Below are 17,341 nucleotides of genomic sequence, written 5' to 3'. Positions count from 1 at the left end.
CGCCCTCGAAATCGGCGTCGTAGCCGACCGCGTGCGGGATTTGCTTGAGGATCAGGATCAGGCCGATGGCGGCCAGCATGCCCTTGATCACGGCCGAGGGGAAGTAGGCGCCGATGACCCCGGCCTGGAGAAAGCCCAGGAGCAGTTGCAGCCCGCCGGCGAGGACGACGCTCAGCAAAAAGACTTGGAAGCTGCCCAGCTTGTCGATGGCGTTGAACACGATCACGGTGAGCCCCGCGGCCGGGCCGCTGACGCTCAGTTGCGAGCCGCTTGCCCAGGCGACCACCACGCCGCCGACGATGCCCGCGATGATGCCGGCGAACAGCGGGGCGCCCGAGGCGAGTGCGATCCCCAGGCACAGCGGCAGGGCGACCAGGAAGACGACGACGCCCGCCGGAATGTCGTTCCGCAGATGGCTCAGATAATAGTGAAAATGCTTATGTATCATTAGGCAGCACCTCGTTGTTCGGGTAAATCAGCTCGCAGAGTCCGATGGGGCGCTATGCCCTTTCCATGGAGACGACCCCATCCGCCGGCTCCGCTCTCGGCGCGCTGTAACGCCGTATAAATCCGGACGAGTGTGCTCGGAAGGCGAATCAAGCACTGATGCATCCCACCAAATCATATCCCTATGGCGAATTCGAGCTGAAAGGGGAACACCCCGGTAGCTGCAGCAAGATCGAATCGCAGCGGCTACGACAACAGCCATAGCCGCGACGCACCGTTCTACGGACTACCCCACGCTGGCGCGAGCGTACTTGATCGCCATTCTATCGTCCGAACCTTTCATCAACCTTTCAGCGGCGACGCTTCGGAACCAAAGCGAACATCGACACGATCTAAGAAAAATGCGCCACAAATTTTTCGGTACCGGCGAAGAAGGCTACAGCCCGCTCCGGAAATTGAAGGTTTGGCTGTCGGGATTGCGCTACGCCATCTTCTACGATTTTAGCGTAGCCTACAAAGTCGTCTTGTCCGTGATCGTCCTCTCCGTGTGCTTCTATTTCCGTCAGTGGATCGACTTTCTTTTGGTCATGGTGACAACCGGCCTGATGCTGATCGTCGAGATGCTCAACACCACTATCGAGGCACTCTGCGATTTCGTGGAGGACCGGGAAAACTTCAAAATCAAGGTCATCAAGGACATCGCGGCGGCGGCAGCCGGAATCAGCATACTGATGTGGCTAGTGGTCTTCCTGACCGAGGTCAGCCGAATCTGGTACTTAGTCTATCCCGATTGAACCGCCGGCAGCGGTTCGGGCCGAAGCAAGCTGGCGTGTCTAGCCATGAGCCCGAATCGTTTTCCGACGACGAGTCGGATCGCTTCTCGAGGGAGATGTAAAGCGCCCAAGTCGCCCTACATCCGATCTGAAAACGCTCTAGCGAACGGCCGGCCTGAAGCCCGCCACGAGAGCGCGCACCGCGTTTAGCGATTGGGCATTGTCGGCCGCTGCGGGACCGGAGGCGTCCAGCCCGCACGGCGCGCCCCTGCACTGCGAGATATGTGGATTGGAGAAAAGACCCAACCGGGGGTGGGTATAACTCATGATCGTCCCGAAGGATCCCGGAACGCTATGCCCATGGGAATAGGGGAAAACACCTCCGACACCCGCATGGACGCGGTCATGCGCACTTCCCATGGTATGCGCCAACTCGTGCGCCAGCGCGTAGTCCGAACAGTAATACAGGCCGCTTCGGCCATCGTTGACGACCGAAAACGCGTGATTCGACGAAAGCGGCTGTCCATCGGCCCCGTTCAGCCAGGCGCTGCCGCAGCCCTTTTGGGCAGTGTGTTCGAACGGTCGGATCAGCGTGACCAGATCGGCGCCGGATTCCCGCCGCCAGGTGACGACGTTCCGAAAAACGCCTCGGCCGAGCGTCAGATCGCGCAATGCCGTCCCATTGTCGACAGCTTCGGGATAATCGACCCGCAAAGATTTCACCAGCCGCAGACTGATTGCGATTCGGCTATCGACAAAGGACTGATTGGTCAGCGCGATCAACTGGTTAATGCGGGTGATCGCCTTGCCCGAGGCGAGCTTGGGAGTGTAAAGCACCAGCAGGTCGATGGTCGTCGGCGTCGAAGCGCCGCTGTCGGGATTTGCCGTTGGTCCGCCGGACGCGGCGTCTGCCGCTTGGGCGGCCTCTGGGTCTTCGGGTTTGTCGCCTTGGATAGCCGGCCCAGACGTCCAAGCAGGAACCGGTTCCGGGCTGTGATGCGGCGAATGGCTCAGTCCCGCCGCCTGAATATCGACCAGCCACTGGTGCAGCCCGCTGCCGGGCTCGATCTGATAAAGCGCCTCGGGCGTCGAGATTTGCCCCTGGACACCAGTCTCCCCGAAGGTCATCACCGCACGAAAAGCCTGACCGTCGGCCTTGAGATATCCGACCCAGGTAATATCACCGTTTTCGTGGGCGTAGCGGTTGTCGTGAACGAACGCCTGCTGTCCGCTCGGCAGGCTCAACGGCAATTCCTCGCCAAACTTCATCGCCATCATTCGCGCCCGATCGAGGCGGATAGGTCGAACTGCTTTCCGGGGCAGTTGGGCCAAGTCGGGGGGAAGAGTGTTCCGGGTCGAATTCTTCACCGCGCCGACCTCAGTGAAAAGGCTCGGACCGGGCACCGCCGAATCCGCCCCGTCGCCGTTGAGCCCGGTGATGACGACACGTTCGATCGTCCCGGCCCGGTTCAACTGGACCACATGGTTGAATCCCTGCAACGCCGCCCGAATAATCGACGCCCAGTCGGCCGCATCGGCCCTTGCCGTGACCGGATGATCCTCCAAGCCCTGCGGACGAACGAACTCAATCCCGCTGTTCTGCGCCAGCTCGGCCAGGAGCGTATCCAACCTGCGATTGTGCGCTGCGAGATGGAGTCCATTCGCGTCGATGGTCAGAGCGGTCGATGCCTCGATCACCGAACCACGGTTGGACTCATCCGCCTCGACGGATGCCGCAAAAAATGCCGCAGTCCCCATTCCTAAAGCCAATAGGACCGACTTGAGCCGCGATGTCATGGATCCCTCCGAAAGCTTGCACTTACCCGAAACGATTGACCGATGCTACAAACACACAAAAGTGCAGGTCAATAGGAACGCCATCTGCATTTCCCGGAGAGGATTCCGCGTATCAGGGATAGCCGCTGCGCGGTAAGAGATTGATCGGTCCGTTCAAGCCGGAAAAGCCGATCAGCCATGGCGCGCCCCGGAACCGAAAGTGCGAAGTCCATCGAACTGATCGACATTTCTCAAAGAACGGCGACATTGCTTGTCGGGGCTTGCTTAGGTGCGGCGTTACGGAAGCCGGCGAGACGATGCGCGGGTTTCAACAGGCGCATCGATCAGGCGTGCCGCAAGGCCTCGCTCCTCACCCACGCACGCGCACGACGAGCCAGCGTGAGCAACAGAGCTCCGGTGACGAGCGCGTAAAAACTGATGAGCCAGATCAGAGCCAATGCGCCGGCTCCGGGAAACAGGAACACCAGAACGCCAAACAGGATGGAGACAACCCCCTCCAGGATCAGCAACCACTCGCCCTCGATCACCTCGCGCAAACGAATAGCCGTCGCCACGTCAAGCACGCCCGTCACCAACGCGTTTGCGCCGATGAGGAGCACGAGCACCAGCGCCGTCAGGGCCGGATGAATAACGGCGATTACCCCGGCGCCGATGCTGACCAGACCCAACAGCAGGATCAACCACCAGGTTTCGTCCCTTTTCCTGTTCGTCATGGCGGCGGCGACCGCCGACCCGCCGCTGATAAACGCATAAACCGCAAACAGGACAACCAGCCACAATAGCGTCAGGCCGGGCCAGATAAGGGCGAGAACGCCGAAGAGAATGGCAATGATCCCCCTTACGGCGAGCATCCACCAAGCTTGCTCAAGTAATTCCCTCATGATGTGTCCTCACTCAGGCTGCCGATTCAAAAGATCGCGCGGAAGGCCGCGGATATCGGCAATCCAGCGTCATCCGCGGCTGGAACACCGCTCCCGCGCCGGTATTGCGGTTACCGGGTGTACTTGAATTCGGGCAACGCCTTCAACGCGTCCTTGCTGGCTCCAGGCAGAACGAGTTTGGATACGTCGGTTTTGTCCCCGATAGGTTGAAACTGTTGTACCGGTATGGCGACACGATGAGCCCCCATACCCAAGAAACCGCCGACATCCACGATCGCGACCGATAAAGATCCATCGGGGCTCACGATGAAATCGTCGATTGCGCCGATTTTCTGATTGTTCTCGTTGTAGACATTCGCGCGCATCAGCTTCGAGGCCCGCCAGCCCCTGGCGATGAGTTCATGCTGGATGACCGTCGTGCCAAACGTGGCCTCGCCCGCAACCGGCGCGCCCTCCTGTGGCTGTGCGGTAGATCCGGCGGCCCACACGAAGCCGCAAAGTGTGGACAGGACAAGGGTTCTTGCAAGTTTGAGTTCCATAACTTCACTCCTGATAATTACGGGTTTTTCAACATGCTCGGCTGGGTGCGACAGCAAACACTGACGGCGCAGTCCGTGCCTGGCCTTGCGGCTGGGAGCAACCTTTTCCTATACCGGCTTGCCCCAGTCAGCGGCGCTTCCTCATCGATCAGAATCCCGTGAACACCATTGCGATGAACACCGGCTGCTTGCACGGTCGGCACATCATCCTCCGTGTTTATCCCGATCGATTTCCGGATAGCCGTGCCTGATCCTAAATCTGACACGGTCTCCGCGGGAAAAATCCCCTCCTACTCGGCCGCAATTTCGATACCGAACCGCTTGCGTCTTTGCTCTTTAGCTTATGTGGCGGGATCGGCGGATTCGCCATCGAGCGGCCCTGGATCAGGGTCTCTTCGCACAATGCTCTCCGCCGCTATAGGAATTACTCCGAATGGGCAGCGATGGAGCCATCGCGTAAATTAGACGATTTAGACCTAGGCTCGTCATCGTGGATGGAACCCCTCAGGAATACCAGCTGACCGTCAGCACCTCCCACGGACCTATTGCCACCGAATATTTGGCGGCGGGGCGGGGTTCGCCGGTGTTATTGCTCCACGGGACGGCGGACAGTGCTCATACATGGCGCTGGATCATGCCGTTCCTGGCATCCGCCCATACCCTTTACGCGCCAAGCCTGCCGGGATTCGGCGGCAGCGATAAGCCGCGCATCGATTATTCGCCCGCTTGTCTTGCGGCATTCGTCGTATCCTTTCTCGATCAGCTTGGCCTGAAGCGCGTGAGCATCATCGGTAATTCGATTGGCGCGCTGATTGGCGTGAACTTGGCGCTTCGACATCCGGGACGCGTATCCACCTTGGCGCTCATCAGCAGCGCCGGATTGGGGCATGAGATAAACCCCTTGATATGCGGTCAGATCGTGCCCGGAACCGGAGAATTCCTCACAGCCTGGTGCAAGACTCCTCTCGGGGCGTGGCAGTGGTCGGTCGGACTGTCGCAACTGCTGTTCGCCAAGCCTTGGTCGATACCGCGGGCCTGGTACGACCGGCTCTTTCGGATGGCCCTGCTCCCGGGCTATTTGGAGGCTACTCTGCTCACCCTCCGGGCCGCCAATACCTTATGGGGGCAGCGCGAATCCGAAATCGTGCTCGACCAACTCCATAGGCTGAAAATGCCGACACTCGTGCTGTGGGGCGATGGCGACCGGATTTTCCCGGTTCGGCACGGCAAATCCGCAGTGGAACGTCTACCCTGTGGGCGGCTGGAAGTTCTACCCGGCTGCGGCCATACCGCTCAAGTCGAGCAACCGCAACGTGTGGCGGCGGCCTTGAACCGGTTTCTGCAAATGGCAGATGCAGAACGACCGGAGCCGACCCGTGCGGCGAATTCCCGCGCCTAAAATGAAACACCGACAGGAGGAATGCGTATGTGGAAACACGTTGCACGAACAGCGGTCGCTACGCTGGCATTTTGTGCGGTGCACAGCCTCTTAGCCAGCCACCCCGCCAAGCGAACAGCGGCAAACCTCATCGGCGAACGCCGGCGACGGGTCTGGTATCGTCCCTTTTACGTGGCGACCTCGTTCGCCTCGGTGGCCATGCTCGCTCGATACATCAAGCGACTCCCCGACAGGACCCTCTATGCCCTGGAAGGCCCTCCAGCCACCTTGATACGGCTGCTCCGCCTCGGAATCAGCGCTTACGCCGCTGCCGCCGTCGGTCAGATCGGTCCCGCGAGAATGCTGGGTCTGCCGGGCCTGAAGGCTTGGTGGAACGGAGCTCACCTATTGCCGCCGGAACCCGAAGCTCAAGGCCCCATTCTCGGTTCGGACGGGAGAATGCAGGCAGAAGGCCCGTTCCGCTTGATGCGGCATCCGCTCAATGCCTTGGCCGTGCCGGTCCTTTGGCTGACACCGCGTCTGACGGCGAACGGCCTTGCATTCAATCTGGTCGCCACAGCCTATGCCTATCTGGGTTCGCGACACGAGGAAGCCCGTTTGCTAGCGGCCTACGGCGAACCCTATGAAGAGTATCGATCGAGCGGAACACCGTTCTTTTTTCCCTCGGCTTCATCCCTGCTTCGGCTGGGCGGGCTGCCGCAAGAGAAGTCCGCCACTCGTGTTCCCAAAGTGTCCGCCTAAAGGAATTCGCAACACAGCCCGATGCGGATGATGAGGAACGCTTGGTCCGAGACCTGAAACCGCCGTAGACGCGGTGCGTCGGTCGATGAAGCGGTACTTGCCCGACATTTAAGCGCCTCCCGCTTCGCTGTCCTCGCGCGCCCCGGCCGCCCCGACACGCGATTCGGGTGCGATGTTGACGTCAGCCTTGCGAGTCTGCCGACCGGACGAATCGGCTTTGCCTGCCGGCGAAGAGGCAGTTTCCTCTTTCTTTTCATGCTCCGTCGCCGGTTCAACGGGCTGCCTACCCGCCCCCGCTCCACCCGGACCGTTCGACTCCGTGGATTCAGGTGACTTCGGTCGTTCTTCATGAGCCATGACGATTCTCCAACAACCGGGCGACCTGCTGCCGCCGCAATATCAGGACCGCTTGACTCCCCGGACTGGGGATGAGCCAAGTTAGAAATACGACTTCAACGGCTGCAGAAGGTTCGAGCGCGAATCTGTCAAACCGGAAGCTACGTTGACATCTACGGCAAGGCCCCTTACCATCCAGGCCCAGACTCCGCATTAGACGGTTGAATTTCTTATAATTTCTTGCCGACGCTGTCCGCCAGGGAGCGGTGCCATGCGCGGTATACTCATTGTGCCTGGCGCAAAATCGCGAAAGCGCATTTTGGCCATCGCTCGTAGATTGAAAGTCGCATCAGACCCCCGATCCCGGCTGGCAAGGGGCGGGATTTGCTTTGACCGACTTTTTTGCGTGTCCCTCTTGTAACCCTACCCGGCCTACGAGGATTCAAACAATGAGTGAGCTCCCTTTCCCCCAATCCTTCAACTTGGTTTTTTTCGGCGGCACCGGCGATCTGGTGATGCGCAAGTTGTTGCCGGCGATGTACCAGAGCTATAAGAACGGCCAGCTGGGAGATGCCGGCTATTTCTATTGTCTCGGACGGCGAGACTATACCGTGGAAGACTATCGCGCGATCGCCGAGGAAAAGGCCCGACAATTCCTGCCGAAGGCCGACTGGGACGACGAAATCTGGGCAGCCTTCCGTCGGCGGGTGATCTACGAAAGGATCGACGCCGAGAATCCGGAAGAATATGCCGCGTTGAAGGCCCTGCTCGAAAGAACCCCGGCCGAAGTGAACGTCTTTTTCCTGTCGGTGGCGCCGTCGCTGTTCTCCATGATCTGCGAAAGCCTGGCACGGCAGAAACTCAACGGGCCAAATTCCAGGGTGGTGCTGGAAAAACCCCTGGGCCACGATCTCGCTTCCAGCAACGCCATCACCGTGGCGGTCGGCCGCCACTATCAGGAAAAGCAGATCTACCGCATCGACCACTACCTGGGCAAGGAATCGGTACAAAACCTGATGGCGCTGCGTTTCGGCAACGCACTGTTCGAACCGCTGTGGCGCCGGCAATGGATCACTGACGTCCAAATCACCATCGCCGAGGAAGTCGGGATCGGCAGTCGCGCCGGATTCTACGACGGTACCGGCGCGCTGCGCGACATGGTGCAGAACCATCTGCTGCAGCTGCTCTGCTTCGTGGCCATGGAACCGCCTTCCAGCCTCGACTCCGACGCGATCCGAAACGAAAAACTCAAGGTGTTGGAATGCCTGGTACCCTTCACCCCGGAGGATGTCCAGGTCAACACGGTGCGCGGCCAATACCGCGCCGGCATTTGCGGCGGCCAGGCGGTGCCCGGCTATCTCGAAGAAAGCGGCGTCCCCGCCGGCAGCAAGACCGAAACATTCGTCGCCATCAAGGCGGAAATCGCCAACTGGCGCTGGGCCGGGGTTCCGTTTTACCTGTTCACCGGCAAACGCCTGCCCACCCGCCTGGCCGACATCGTGATCCATTTCCACGATGTGCCCCACCACATCTTTCCGCTGCCCCGCAACGGGTCCCGCGCCCCGGCGAAACTGGTCATCCGCCTTCAACCTGACGAATCGATCCGCCTTTATCTGAACGCCAAGCGGCCAGGCCATTCGATGGAATTGCGGCCGGTCTCCCTGGACCTCGATTTCACCAGCAAATTCAGCGAACGCCGCGAAGAAGCCTACGAACGTCTCCTGCTCGATATCATCCGAGGCAACCAATCGCTGTTCGTGCGCCAGGACGAATTGGAGATGGCCTGGCGCTGGGTCGAACCGATCCTCAATACCTGGGCCGCCGATCCCAAAGGTCCGGAAGCCTACAAAGCCGGCACCTGGGGCCCCGCCGCCTCTGCGGAACTGCTGTCGCGCAGCGGCCATCGCTGGCACGAGGACGATTGAGACCGGGGCTGAAGAACCGCTTTGCGGATGCGAGCCCCCGTGCTTGCAAACGATTCCGGCGAATTCCACGGCGATGCACCGCCATCAAGGACGGCAAAGCCGCAAAGGCTGCCGAATGAACGGCTTGCAGAGCAAGTTGGGTGATTTTCCCGGCCAGCGACGACATCCGTTTCGAATGAAGAAAGCCGGAACGAAATTCCGGCTTTCGCAGGGGATGCCGTCGTCGGCGACCTTCGTAAAGCAACATCGCCAAAGTGGGTGATGTTAGCCCCTGAGCTGACTCTCTATCCTACTCCGAGAATCCAACCCTCCACTCCAGCGACGGCACGCTCCGGGGGTGTCAACACGGGTTCGAGCAAACCTTGCAGGCGGCCATCGTCGTCGGCCTCCCGTAGCCACGCAGCGATGGTATAAGCGTCGTGCTGATCGGGGGTGCGGCCCTCGCTTGGATACACATTCTTCCACAACGAGGGATATGCCTCGGCAATGGCGGACTTTCCGGTCGGGATGGCCCAGCCGTCGAAAGGCCAGAAATGCACTTGCTCGCCCAGTTGCCGCCGGAGGTACCGCAGCCAGGGAATGCCTGCATGGGTGGATTTGGCGACCGAGCCTTGCACGTCGAAATGAAACACCGACCTCGCCCTGGCGCGCTCCTCGCAAAGACGGCGCCAGCGGGGGCTGCCGGTGCGGGCGGCGCCATCGCCGCGAAGGCCGTCGCGGATAAAGTCGACATAAGTGTGGTCCTCGTCGGTCGGCCAATGCCGCTGAAAATCGTCTAGGAAGGCGGGCCAATCGGGCAGCAGGTGATGAACCTCGAAATAACGGAGCGGAAAGGAAAAGCTGTGGTCGATGCCGACCAGCGTTGGCTGGCCTTCCGACAGGCGCTCGACCAGCCACTCGGCGATGCCGCGCCGACTCCAGTATTTGCGCGGGCCCGGCGGCGGCAGCACTTCCACGGGCAGCGCTTCCCGTTCCGCCAGATAGACGCGCAACCCCTTCAGGCTAGCGGTCGGCGTTTGAGCGCCGGAATAGTCGATGCCGATATAGCGGGCAAAACGCCGGAAATTACTGATAGTCATGAGGTCCCCGTTTCGGCGGTGAACGGCGTTAAGGAAGCTCTGATTAAGTCCTTCGACAGGCTTGTCGAACGCTCTCCTGAGCCTGTCGAAGGGCATGAACGGAATCAACTTGTTCAGAGCTTCCTTAAGGAATGCCTTCGGCAATGAGAGAACGACAGGATACCGCAGTTTTCAATACTTCCGGTCCCCATGCCGCACCTGCGATGGATCGAGGTCGGTCGGCAAGCGTGGACGCGGCGTGAAAGTAGAAGGCGATGCCGATAGCCCGCGGATAACCGTACCGATATATCGGGTCGCCGACGGAGAGTCCGGATGCGGTCCCCAGGCTCGCAGCCGACAGCTGCATTCCCGGCGCATCGAGAATGCACGGCTCGTGTTTCAAATCGGCACGCTGGCTGGCGGCGCGAAAGCGTAACGCATCCTTCCCGACGACCGCGTTGGCGTGCCGCGTGACATGGCAGTTCGTGGCCACCAGATTTTGATCGAGGACCACGCCGGAGCCGATAAAGGCCTTGCCGTCCCTTGGATAGGCATGAACCTGGACGACGCTGAGTGCAAGCGTGTGATTCACGTCTGCCGCGCCGTCCATGCTAAAGATCCAATCACCACGCCAAGCAATATAGTCGGACGCATCGGTCTCTTCATTTTCGCCCTTTTCCGAAGGGAGAGTTTCCAATTTGAACACACGAGCTTAGAGAAATTTATTATGGCTTCCCGTGCCACAGTAATCCCCTCCTCCCTCGCCTCCGGTTCGGAAGCAGCAAGTTCAGCCTCATTTCCAGGAGGCCGATGATCAGAAGCTTACGCCCGGATCGTTCCGAATTTCACATCGCCTATGGCAATATACCGGTCGATTGTTATTGACCACTTATTCAATAAAGACTAGCCTTAGCTACAACCTGAATACGAGGAGTCTCCTTTGGCCCGACCCCGCGAATTCGATTACGAGCACGTCCTGGATAAAGCCGTGGAGACCTTTTGGTCGAAAGGTTACGAAGCCACCTCGATCCAGGACCTGGTCGATGCCACCGGACTGCATCGAGGCAGCCTCTACGCGGCCTTCGGCAACAAGCAGGCGCTGTTCCTGGAAGTTCTGGACCGCTACAACCATGTGGTGGTCCAGCGCCTGCTGGAATTACTCGACAGCGAACCTTCAGGCAAGTCCGCGATCCGTTTTTTCTTCGCCACCGTGATCGAGCACATCCTCACGGCCGGCCCCCTGCGCGGGTGCCTAGTGACCAACTCCGCGGTGGAACGTGGCTTGTCCTGCCCGGACACGGCGGCCAAGGTGGGCGGTTGCCTGGAGCGGCTCGAACAAGGCTTTCGGCGCACGTTGGAACGGATGCGGAAGGCGGGCGAACTGCGGGAGGAGGCGGATATCCGAGCGCTGTCCCGCTATCTGACCAGCGTTTTGCAAGGACTCCTGGTTATCGGCAAAGTGCGGCCGGAACGGGAAGTCCTGGCCGACATCGTCGCCGTCGGCCTCTCCGTGCTCGACTGATTTTTTCGGCCTATTTTTGACTGATCGTTCATCAATATACCGAGGAGGAAATCGCCAATCAGCAACCCTAGATTTCGATAATCTTTTTTTCCAACTTCAGTTCAAGGAGAACGACATGTCCGAAGTCAAATTCATGGTGATTTATCCAACGCCCGCCGATATCGCTGCTTTCGAGAAGCGCTATCAAGAGGAGCATGTTCCCATGGCCGTGGAAAAGCTCGGCGGAAAAACCAAGTTCATCGCCACCCGGGTACTGGGATCACCCCAGGGCGCAGCGCCCTTCTACCGTATTGCCGAGGTGTTCTTTCCGTCCATGGCGGCGCTGGAAGCCTGCGCGCAGTCGGAAGGCGGCAAGGAAACACTCGCCCATGCCGTCGACATCTCGACCGGCGGCGCGCCGATCTTTCTGATTGCAGAGAGTGAGACCTTCCACTTCGATGCCCCGTAAAACCCGGTCAGGGCGCCGACCGCAGGCGCCCCTTTTTTGCCACTTTTGTTGAACGATCGATCAACTATATTTGAGGATGATAACCACCCGCTACGCTGACCCCAATCAGCCCGGAAGCCCGGTGCGCTTCAAATCCCGCTACGAGCGGCTTTGAAGGAGTCCCTCGACACGATCACCGCCTCCGATGTGGGCGGTTGGTCCAGATAGTGCGCTATGCCTTACGACCCCAGGAAAACCGCTCTAATTTGCTCTTATAAGGCACACCGATCGGTCTTGCTCTCGGGCTGAGCTCCGGATAGGCTAGGTTTCCGTTAAGCGATGCTTGGGGAGGCATCGCTTGAGCAGCAGGCGGAACTTTGATGGCTTTTGCCGTCTTACAAGCAGTATTTATTTGTAGAGAATTCCGGGATCGCCTTCGTCCGGGGAGATCCAGCGGGATGTGGACATCGAGTAGGGAGTCGATCACCGATCAAAGCCCTTTAGTCCCGCACGTCGAATCAAGCAACTCCGATGCTCTTCAACTCCTATCCGTTTATTTTCTTATTACTCCCCATTTCTCTGTTCGTCTTCTTTGCCATCGGAAGCCGCGGCCACCACCGGGTTGCCATCGCCTGGCTGATCGGTGTGTCGCTCTTTTTCTACGCGTGGTGGAATCCGGCCTACTTGGGCTTACTCTTGGCCTCCATTTTGTTCAACTACGCGCTTGGAGTTTCCCTGAGCGGCGAAGGTCATTCCTCTGAGAAAAAATGGCTATTGATTTTCGGTATTGCCGCCAACTTGTCGCTCCTCGGGTATTACAAGTATGCGAACTTCTTCGTCGACAACATCAACTTCATATTCGGCGATATTCTCGGCGTGGAGACCATCATCCTGCCCCTCGGCATTTCCTTCATCACCTTTCAGACCATCGCCTATCTCGTAGACGCCTATAAAGGGGAAACCAAGGAGTATAACTTTCTCCACTTCTGTCTCTTCGTCACCTTCTTTCCCCAGCTGATCGCGGGTCCCATCGTGCATCACCGGGAAATGATGCCGCAATTCGCCCGGAATGACCTCTATCAACTGAGCGTCCGACGCCATGCCGTCGGCTTCACCATCTTCACCATCGGCCTCTTCAAGAAAGTGGTGCTGGCCGATGGCGTCGCCGCCTATGCCACGCCGGCATTCCATGCGGCCGATAGCGGCATTGCGCTGACCTTCTTCGAGGCCTGGGCGGGCGCCCTGGCCTACACCCTTCAGCTCTACTTCGACTTCTCGGGTTATTCCGACATGGCTATCGGATTAGCCCGGATGTTCGGCATTCGGCTACCCCTCAACTTCAATTCGCCCTACAAGTCGACCAATATCATCGACTTCTGGCGGCGCTGGCACATAACGCTCTCCCGTTTTATGCGGGACTATATCTACATTCCTCTCGGCGGCAACCGGAAGGGCCCGACAAGACGCCATGCCAATCTCATGATCGCAATGTTGCTCGGGGGCCTGTGGCACGGCGCCGGCTGGAACTTCGTGGTGTGGGGCGGGCTGCATGGATTCTTTCTCATCGTCAATCATGTTTGGCGATCGCTGTTCGGCGGTCGGGCAGCCGCCAGCCGGATGGGCAAGGCATTCGGCTGGACGCTGACATTCGTCGCGGTGATCGCCGCCTGGGTGCCCTTTCGCGCGGAGACGATTACGGGTACGAAGAGCATATGGCTCGGAATGATCGGAGCCAACGGCGTGTCCCTGGAACCCGAAGCCCTTCGGGTTCTCGGGCGCTTTGGCGAGTGGCTGCAGGGACTGGGAGTCACCTTCGACGGGGTCTTCGCGCACGTCGCCGGCGCGAAACCCGAGATGGCTGGTGCATGGCTGTTGGTATTGACGATATTCGTTCTGTTTTTGCCCAACACCCAGCAACTCATGCGCAACTATCACCCGGCATTCGAAACCTATAAAGGCGAGATCCAGCGCCTTCGCTGGAGATGGATGGAATGGCGGCCGACGGTAATCTGGGCCAACCTCACCATGCTGCTCTTCGTGTTCGACGTGCTCAGCCTCACCAAGGTGAGCGAGTTTCTCTACTTTCAATTCTGAGAATCCGTGAATAAACCCGCCGCGAAGCCCGATTCCTCCCTTTTATCCCGACTCCGATCTGCCGGGCCTGCTACGATTTCTTCACGGCTTTTGGGCAAGGGCCCAGTGACGCCAAGCGAACGCCAATTCGCGGCTTATCTCGATACGATCGGTATCGGTGCCGTTGTTCTTTTGACTGTAATCATCCTGATGAATTACCTGGTAGACCCTTATTCCATTTTCGGGTCTCCAAGCTGGGAAGGGATAAATGCCAATAAGCCGGAGTTATTCAAGCAACTGCGGCTGACCAAGGCCCACGCCGTTAGAGCACGAAAACCCGACGTACTGGTCATCGGCAGCTCTCGCACCGAACACGGCCTTGATCCGGAGCATCCGGCGCTGTTCCCCGAATTTAACACCTACAACCTCGCGTTGAATGGAGCGACTATCTATGAAAATTTGCGCTACTTTCAGCACGCCAATGCAGAACGACGATTAAAGAAAGTCGTATTGGCCGTCGACTTCTTCCAATTCAATGCCTATAGACCTAATGCTCCGGATTTCACTGAGGAACGACTCTCGTCGGATGTTCACGGGGCCAAACGGAATATCGCTATAACCACGGACCTGCTGGAAACCTTGGCATCGGTTGATGCCACAACAGCAAGCCTCAAGACCCTGTTTCAACAGACCAATCGGGATAATGTGATTCTGCCGCGCGGACAAGTGGAACAGCCCGATAAAGAAGCGATCATGATGATGCACGGAGGACGGCACGAAGCGGCTCTTTATAGCGAACTGAATTACGTGACGCACCTGTATTTCCCAAGGCCACACAAGAAATTCGATTTTGTTTCGGAAGACGGAAGCACGAATACGTTTGATTACTTTCGAAGGATTCTTGAAGAGGCTCACCGGAGCAAGATTGAATTCCATATTCTGATTTCCCCGGCTCACGCACGCCAATGGGTACTGACGGCCGGCACGGGGCTTTGGGATGAATGGGAGACTTGGAAAAGAGAGATCGTCCGACTTAATGAAGAGGTCGCACGGGAACGCAGACGCAATCCCTTCCCTCTATGGGACTTTTCCGGTTTCAATACCTATACCATGGAGGCTGTACCGGCCTTGGGTGACAAGGAAACCATGATGCGGTGGTTTTGGGAATCTTCTCACTATCGGAAAGAGCTGGGTGACCTGGTGCTCGATCGCGTGTTGAATTACTCGGATCCGAATCGTCGGATCGCTGACGATTTCGGCGTTTTGCTGACTTCCGAGAATATCGAAAAGCACCTGGCGAGTATCCGCGAAGCTCATCAGCTTTATCGTCAAGCTCATAGAGAAGAAGTGGACGAGATCCAAGATCTGGTTAAGAAATATCAGAGCCAATGAACATTCCGGGTAATGAAAATCGGACGATTCAACCCACCGTAGCCATGTTCTGGCAAGCACTACGCCCTTTTCGGCCGAATGCCCGACTGATGACGGTCGTACCGAAAGGAAGAAAGGCAGTCTCATATGTCTTCCGGACCAAGAGCCTATCCCAGTAGGCTCAAGAAACCCTTCGACCGGCCTGTCCTGAGCGGAGTCGAAGGGCTCAGGGCGAACGGCTTACTGGGATGGGCTCCAAGGAGAAAGCCTTCCAAGAGAAGACCGTTCGCCAGCGCGATGCTTGACGAAGGAACTTTGGGACAGCCATCTGATCGAAAATATCGTCTTGACGGAAGTGGCCGTGAACTGGTAAACAAATTACGCCTGAAATAGGCGATATAAGTAGCGTCATTAATGGCTAATTTAGTTAATTACTGATACTTAATGCGGAGGGAATCATGAAGAAGCTACTTGCTGCGGTTTGTCTCGTCGTTGCCGCTATTGGCCTAACGGGATGTGGAAGTTCGCCTGACGGGGATTCCCAGAAATTATCGAATACAGCCGTATCCCCACAGCTATAACTAGTACGTGATCCTCCCTTCAAAAAGACCTACTTTCGAGTAGGTCTTTTTTTATGGTGCGCCCGGCAGAGCACACTCATTTGGAGGTGAAAGTCCTCTACTCGCCGGGCAAGGGGAAGAGTTAGCCGAACGGCAAGGGTTTCGCGGGTGACCGCGAATCTGAAGGAAGCCGAAGGCAAAGCGGTGGCCTGACGCACAGGAAGCGGATAGGAGGCGGCACGGTGGGGTGAGGCGGCCATTATCGTCAAAGCCCGAAACTTGCACGGAACGCCGTGTCGTAGATCCGACAGGTATAAGCGTGAAGGCGGGTGCGTCATACCCGGGGAGATCTGGCAGTCTGCCTTGTGCTACTGCGGTCGAGAGATCGTGGGAGGGTCTGCCAGAAGTCAGCCGAAGCCATAGTAGGTCGGTAGACTGAAGGGTCGAACCTGGTAGAACGCGAGTAGGCGAACAGACCTCGATGAAGTCAAAGAAGGCAGAAGCCCGTGAGACATCGGCCACGCCTGCCGCAAGCGCCTCGCCAGCAGCTTGATCACCGCGGCCGAAGCTCGGCGCCATCGATCCGGCTCGGGCGCAGCAAGCAGGCCAGCAGGGCCTGGCCGCAGAAAACATACAACGGCAAATAGCAGTAGTGGTCGTAGTAGCCGTGAAACTGGGCCAGTTCCTAGCCCCCGTGCAGCGGCACGTCGGAGGCGTCGACGTCGAGGATTAGTTCACGGGGCGCTCGAGATTGGCCGGCGATGAACTGCTCGAGCAGCACCCGGTTCAAGGCCACCACATCGGCACGCGTCGCACGGGTCTCCAAGCGGGAGAACGTGAGGCTGCTGGCCAATGCCGTCACCTTGCCCAAGGCCGTTTGCAGCAACGGATCGTGCCGTAGCCGGTCGTGATCGTTCAAGTCCTCGTACCCACAGCACAGGCCATAGAGCCGCTGGGCAACGAGGTCGCGCAAGGAATGAACAATCCGCTCCGGATCGCGGGGATCCGTCAGAACTTCTGCCACGGCTTTGGACAAGCCGAGGTACTGGTCTACTTGGCGCAACAGCCGCAACCCGCCATCCGAACTGACGGCACCCCCCGAAAAATTCGCCTCGATCACCCGGCGTCCGAGACGCCCAAATTCTATCGTTTCCGCGGTACGCTTTGGCATCGGCACAGCTCCCCACAAAATTGATTTCGCAATTTGATTTTATGGGGATTTCAACGCTGTGCCGACCTCTTCTTGGTGAAATATCCGGGCTAAGTACATTCCGCAAATATTTGCGGACTCTCGACAGATTGGCTTGATTGGCGGGGTTGTCCTGCAGGTTGCCTATGCCGCAAGACTTCCCTGAATGTACTTAGAGCGTTTTCCATCCCGGTGTACGGATTCGTTCCAGGAGGGGAGAACGTAGGTCGACAATCCCTTCCCAATCGCAAACGGTCGCTTTAGTCGCGACCCTTCCGACAAAGCCCTTCGCCGAGCCGATAC

15 protein-coding genes and 1 pseudogene are annotated in these 17,341 nt (G+C 58.4%); 8 read left to right on the top strand and 8 right to left on the bottom strand.

The annotated features are described in order from the left end of the window. Positions 1–448 (bottom strand): SulP family inorganic anion transporter (locus B2A78_RS22255; RefSeq protein ID WP_143735284.1); only part of this gene is annotated, 448 nt, incomplete at its 3' end. A 400-nt stretch (positions 449–848) separates the two neighbouring features. Between B2A78_RS22255 and B2A78_RS22250 the strand changes: the two genes are divergently transcribed. After that, positions 849–1,241: a diacylglycerol kinase gene (locus B2A78_RS22250; RefSeq protein WP_077732250.1), complete on the top strand. Its 393-nt coding sequence runs from the start codon at positions 849–851 to the stop codon at positions 1,239–1,241. A 138-nt stretch (positions 1,242–1,379) separates the two neighbouring features. Here the strand turns inward: B2A78_RS22250 and B2A78_RS22245 are convergent, their stop codons facing one another. From B2A78_RS22245 to B2A78_RS22235, 3 genes are all read right to left on the bottom strand, one after another. Continuing rightward, positions 1,380–3,017, bottom strand: a complete 1,638-nt coding sequence (locus B2A78_RS22245; RefSeq protein ID WP_077732245.1) for a reprolysin-like metallopeptidase — start codon at positions 3,015–3,017, stop codon at positions 1,380–1,382. Positions 3,018–3,340: 323 nt separating this feature from the next. Further along, positions 3,341–3,898 carry a DUF308 domain-containing protein gene (locus B2A78_RS22240; protein WP_077732244.1) on the bottom strand — a complete coding sequence of 186 codons (558 nt, stop codon included), beginning with the start codon at positions 3,896–3,898 and terminating at the stop codon, positions 3,341–3,343. Positions 3,899–4,008: 110 nt separating this feature from the next. Further along, positions 4,009–4,437, bottom strand: coding sequence for a PRC-barrel domain-containing protein (locus tag B2A78_RS22235; protein WP_077732243.1), 429 nt, complete (start codon positions 4,435–4,437; stop codon positions 4,009–4,011). 490 nt (positions 4,438–4,927) lie between these two features. Here B2A78_RS22235 and B2A78_RS22230 point away from each other — a divergent pair, with 490 nt between their 5' ends. Both B2A78_RS22230 and B2A78_RS22225 read left to right on the top strand, forming a co-directional pair. Beyond that, positions 4,928–5,836, top strand: coding sequence for an alpha/beta fold hydrolase (locus tag B2A78_RS22230; protein ID WP_077732242.1), 909 nt, complete (start codon positions 4,928–4,930; stop codon positions 5,834–5,836). A 27-nt stretch (positions 5,837–5,863) separates the two neighbouring features. Then, complete coding sequence (locus tag B2A78_RS22225; RefSeq protein WP_077732241.1) at positions 5,864–6,577, top strand: hypothetical protein; 714 nt, start codon at positions 5,864–5,866, stop codon at positions 6,575–6,577. A 108-nt stretch (positions 6,578–6,685) separates the two neighbouring features. On the opposite strand, the gene B2A78_RS22220 is transcribed toward B2A78_RS22225, so the two are convergent. After that, positions 6,686–6,934, bottom strand: coding sequence for a hypothetical protein (locus B2A78_RS22220; protein WP_077732240.1), 249 nt, complete (start codon positions 6,932–6,934; stop codon positions 6,686–6,688). A gap of 428 nt (positions 6,935–7,362) precedes the next feature. On the opposite strand from B2A78_RS22220, the gene zwf reads away from it, so the two are divergent. After that, a complete protein-coding gene (gene zwf, locus B2A78_RS22215) occupies positions 7,363–8,838 on the top strand; it encodes a glucose-6-phosphate dehydrogenase (protein WP_077732239.1) in 1,476 nt (491 codons plus the stop codon). A 284-nt stretch (positions 8,839–9,122) separates the two neighbouring features. Here the strand turns inward: zwf and B2A78_RS22205 are convergent, their stop codons facing one another. Both B2A78_RS22205 and B2A78_RS22200 read right to left on the bottom strand, forming a co-directional pair. Then, positions 9,123–9,917, bottom strand: a complete 795-nt coding sequence (locus tag B2A78_RS22205) for a hypothetical protein (RefSeq protein WP_077732249.1) — start codon at positions 9,915–9,917, stop codon at positions 9,123–9,125. Positions 9,918–10,041: 124 nt separating this feature from the next. After that, on the bottom strand, positions 10,042–10,506 hold the full coding sequence (locus B2A78_RS22200) for a trypsin-like peptidase domain-containing protein (protein WP_143735283.1): 465 nt from the start codon (positions 10,504–10,506) through the stop codon (positions 10,042–10,044). Positions 10,507–10,836: 330 nt separating this feature from the next. Between B2A78_RS22200 and B2A78_RS22195 the strand changes: the two genes are divergently transcribed. The 4 genes from B2A78_RS22195 to B2A78_RS22180 all read left to right on the top strand — a co-directional run bounded on the left by B2A78_RS22195 (position 10,837) and on the right by B2A78_RS22180 (position 15,310). Further along, complete coding sequence (locus B2A78_RS22195) at positions 10,837–11,418, top strand: TetR/AcrR family transcriptional regulator (protein ID WP_077732236.1); 582 nt, start codon at positions 10,837–10,839, stop codon at positions 11,416–11,418. A gap of 115 nt (positions 11,419–11,533) precedes the next feature. Next, positions 11,534–11,866, top strand: a complete 333-nt coding sequence (locus B2A78_RS22190; protein ID WP_077732235.1) for an EthD family reductase — start codon at positions 11,534–11,536, stop codon at positions 11,864–11,866. A gap of 510 nt (positions 11,867–12,376) precedes the next feature. Beyond that, entirely contained in the window at positions 12,377–13,939 is a 1,563-nt protein-coding gene (locus B2A78_RS22185; RefSeq protein WP_077732234.1) for an MBOAT family protein, read from the top strand. A 105-nt stretch (positions 13,940–14,044) separates the two neighbouring features. Continuing rightward, entirely contained in the window at positions 14,045–15,310 is a 1,266-nt protein-coding gene (locus B2A78_RS22180) for a hypothetical protein (protein WP_077732233.1), read from the top strand. A gap of 1,054 nt (positions 15,311–16,364) precedes the next feature. Here the strand turns inward: B2A78_RS22180 and B2A78_RS22170 are convergent. Beyond that, positions 16,365–17,020 (bottom strand): annotated as a pseudogene (locus tag B2A78_RS22170) (IS1380 family transposase); the annotation flags it as partial. Between the last annotated feature and the right edge of the window lie 321 nt (positions 17,021–17,341).

It is taken from the genome of Methylocaldum sp. 14B, from assembly GCF_002005105.1.
Lineage (GTDB): Bacteria > Pseudomonadota > Gammaproteobacteria > Methylococcales > Methylococcaceae > Methylocaldum.
The sequence above is the reverse complement of the archived record's forward strand: the minus strand, read 5'-3'. Positions and strand labels throughout refer to the sequence as shown.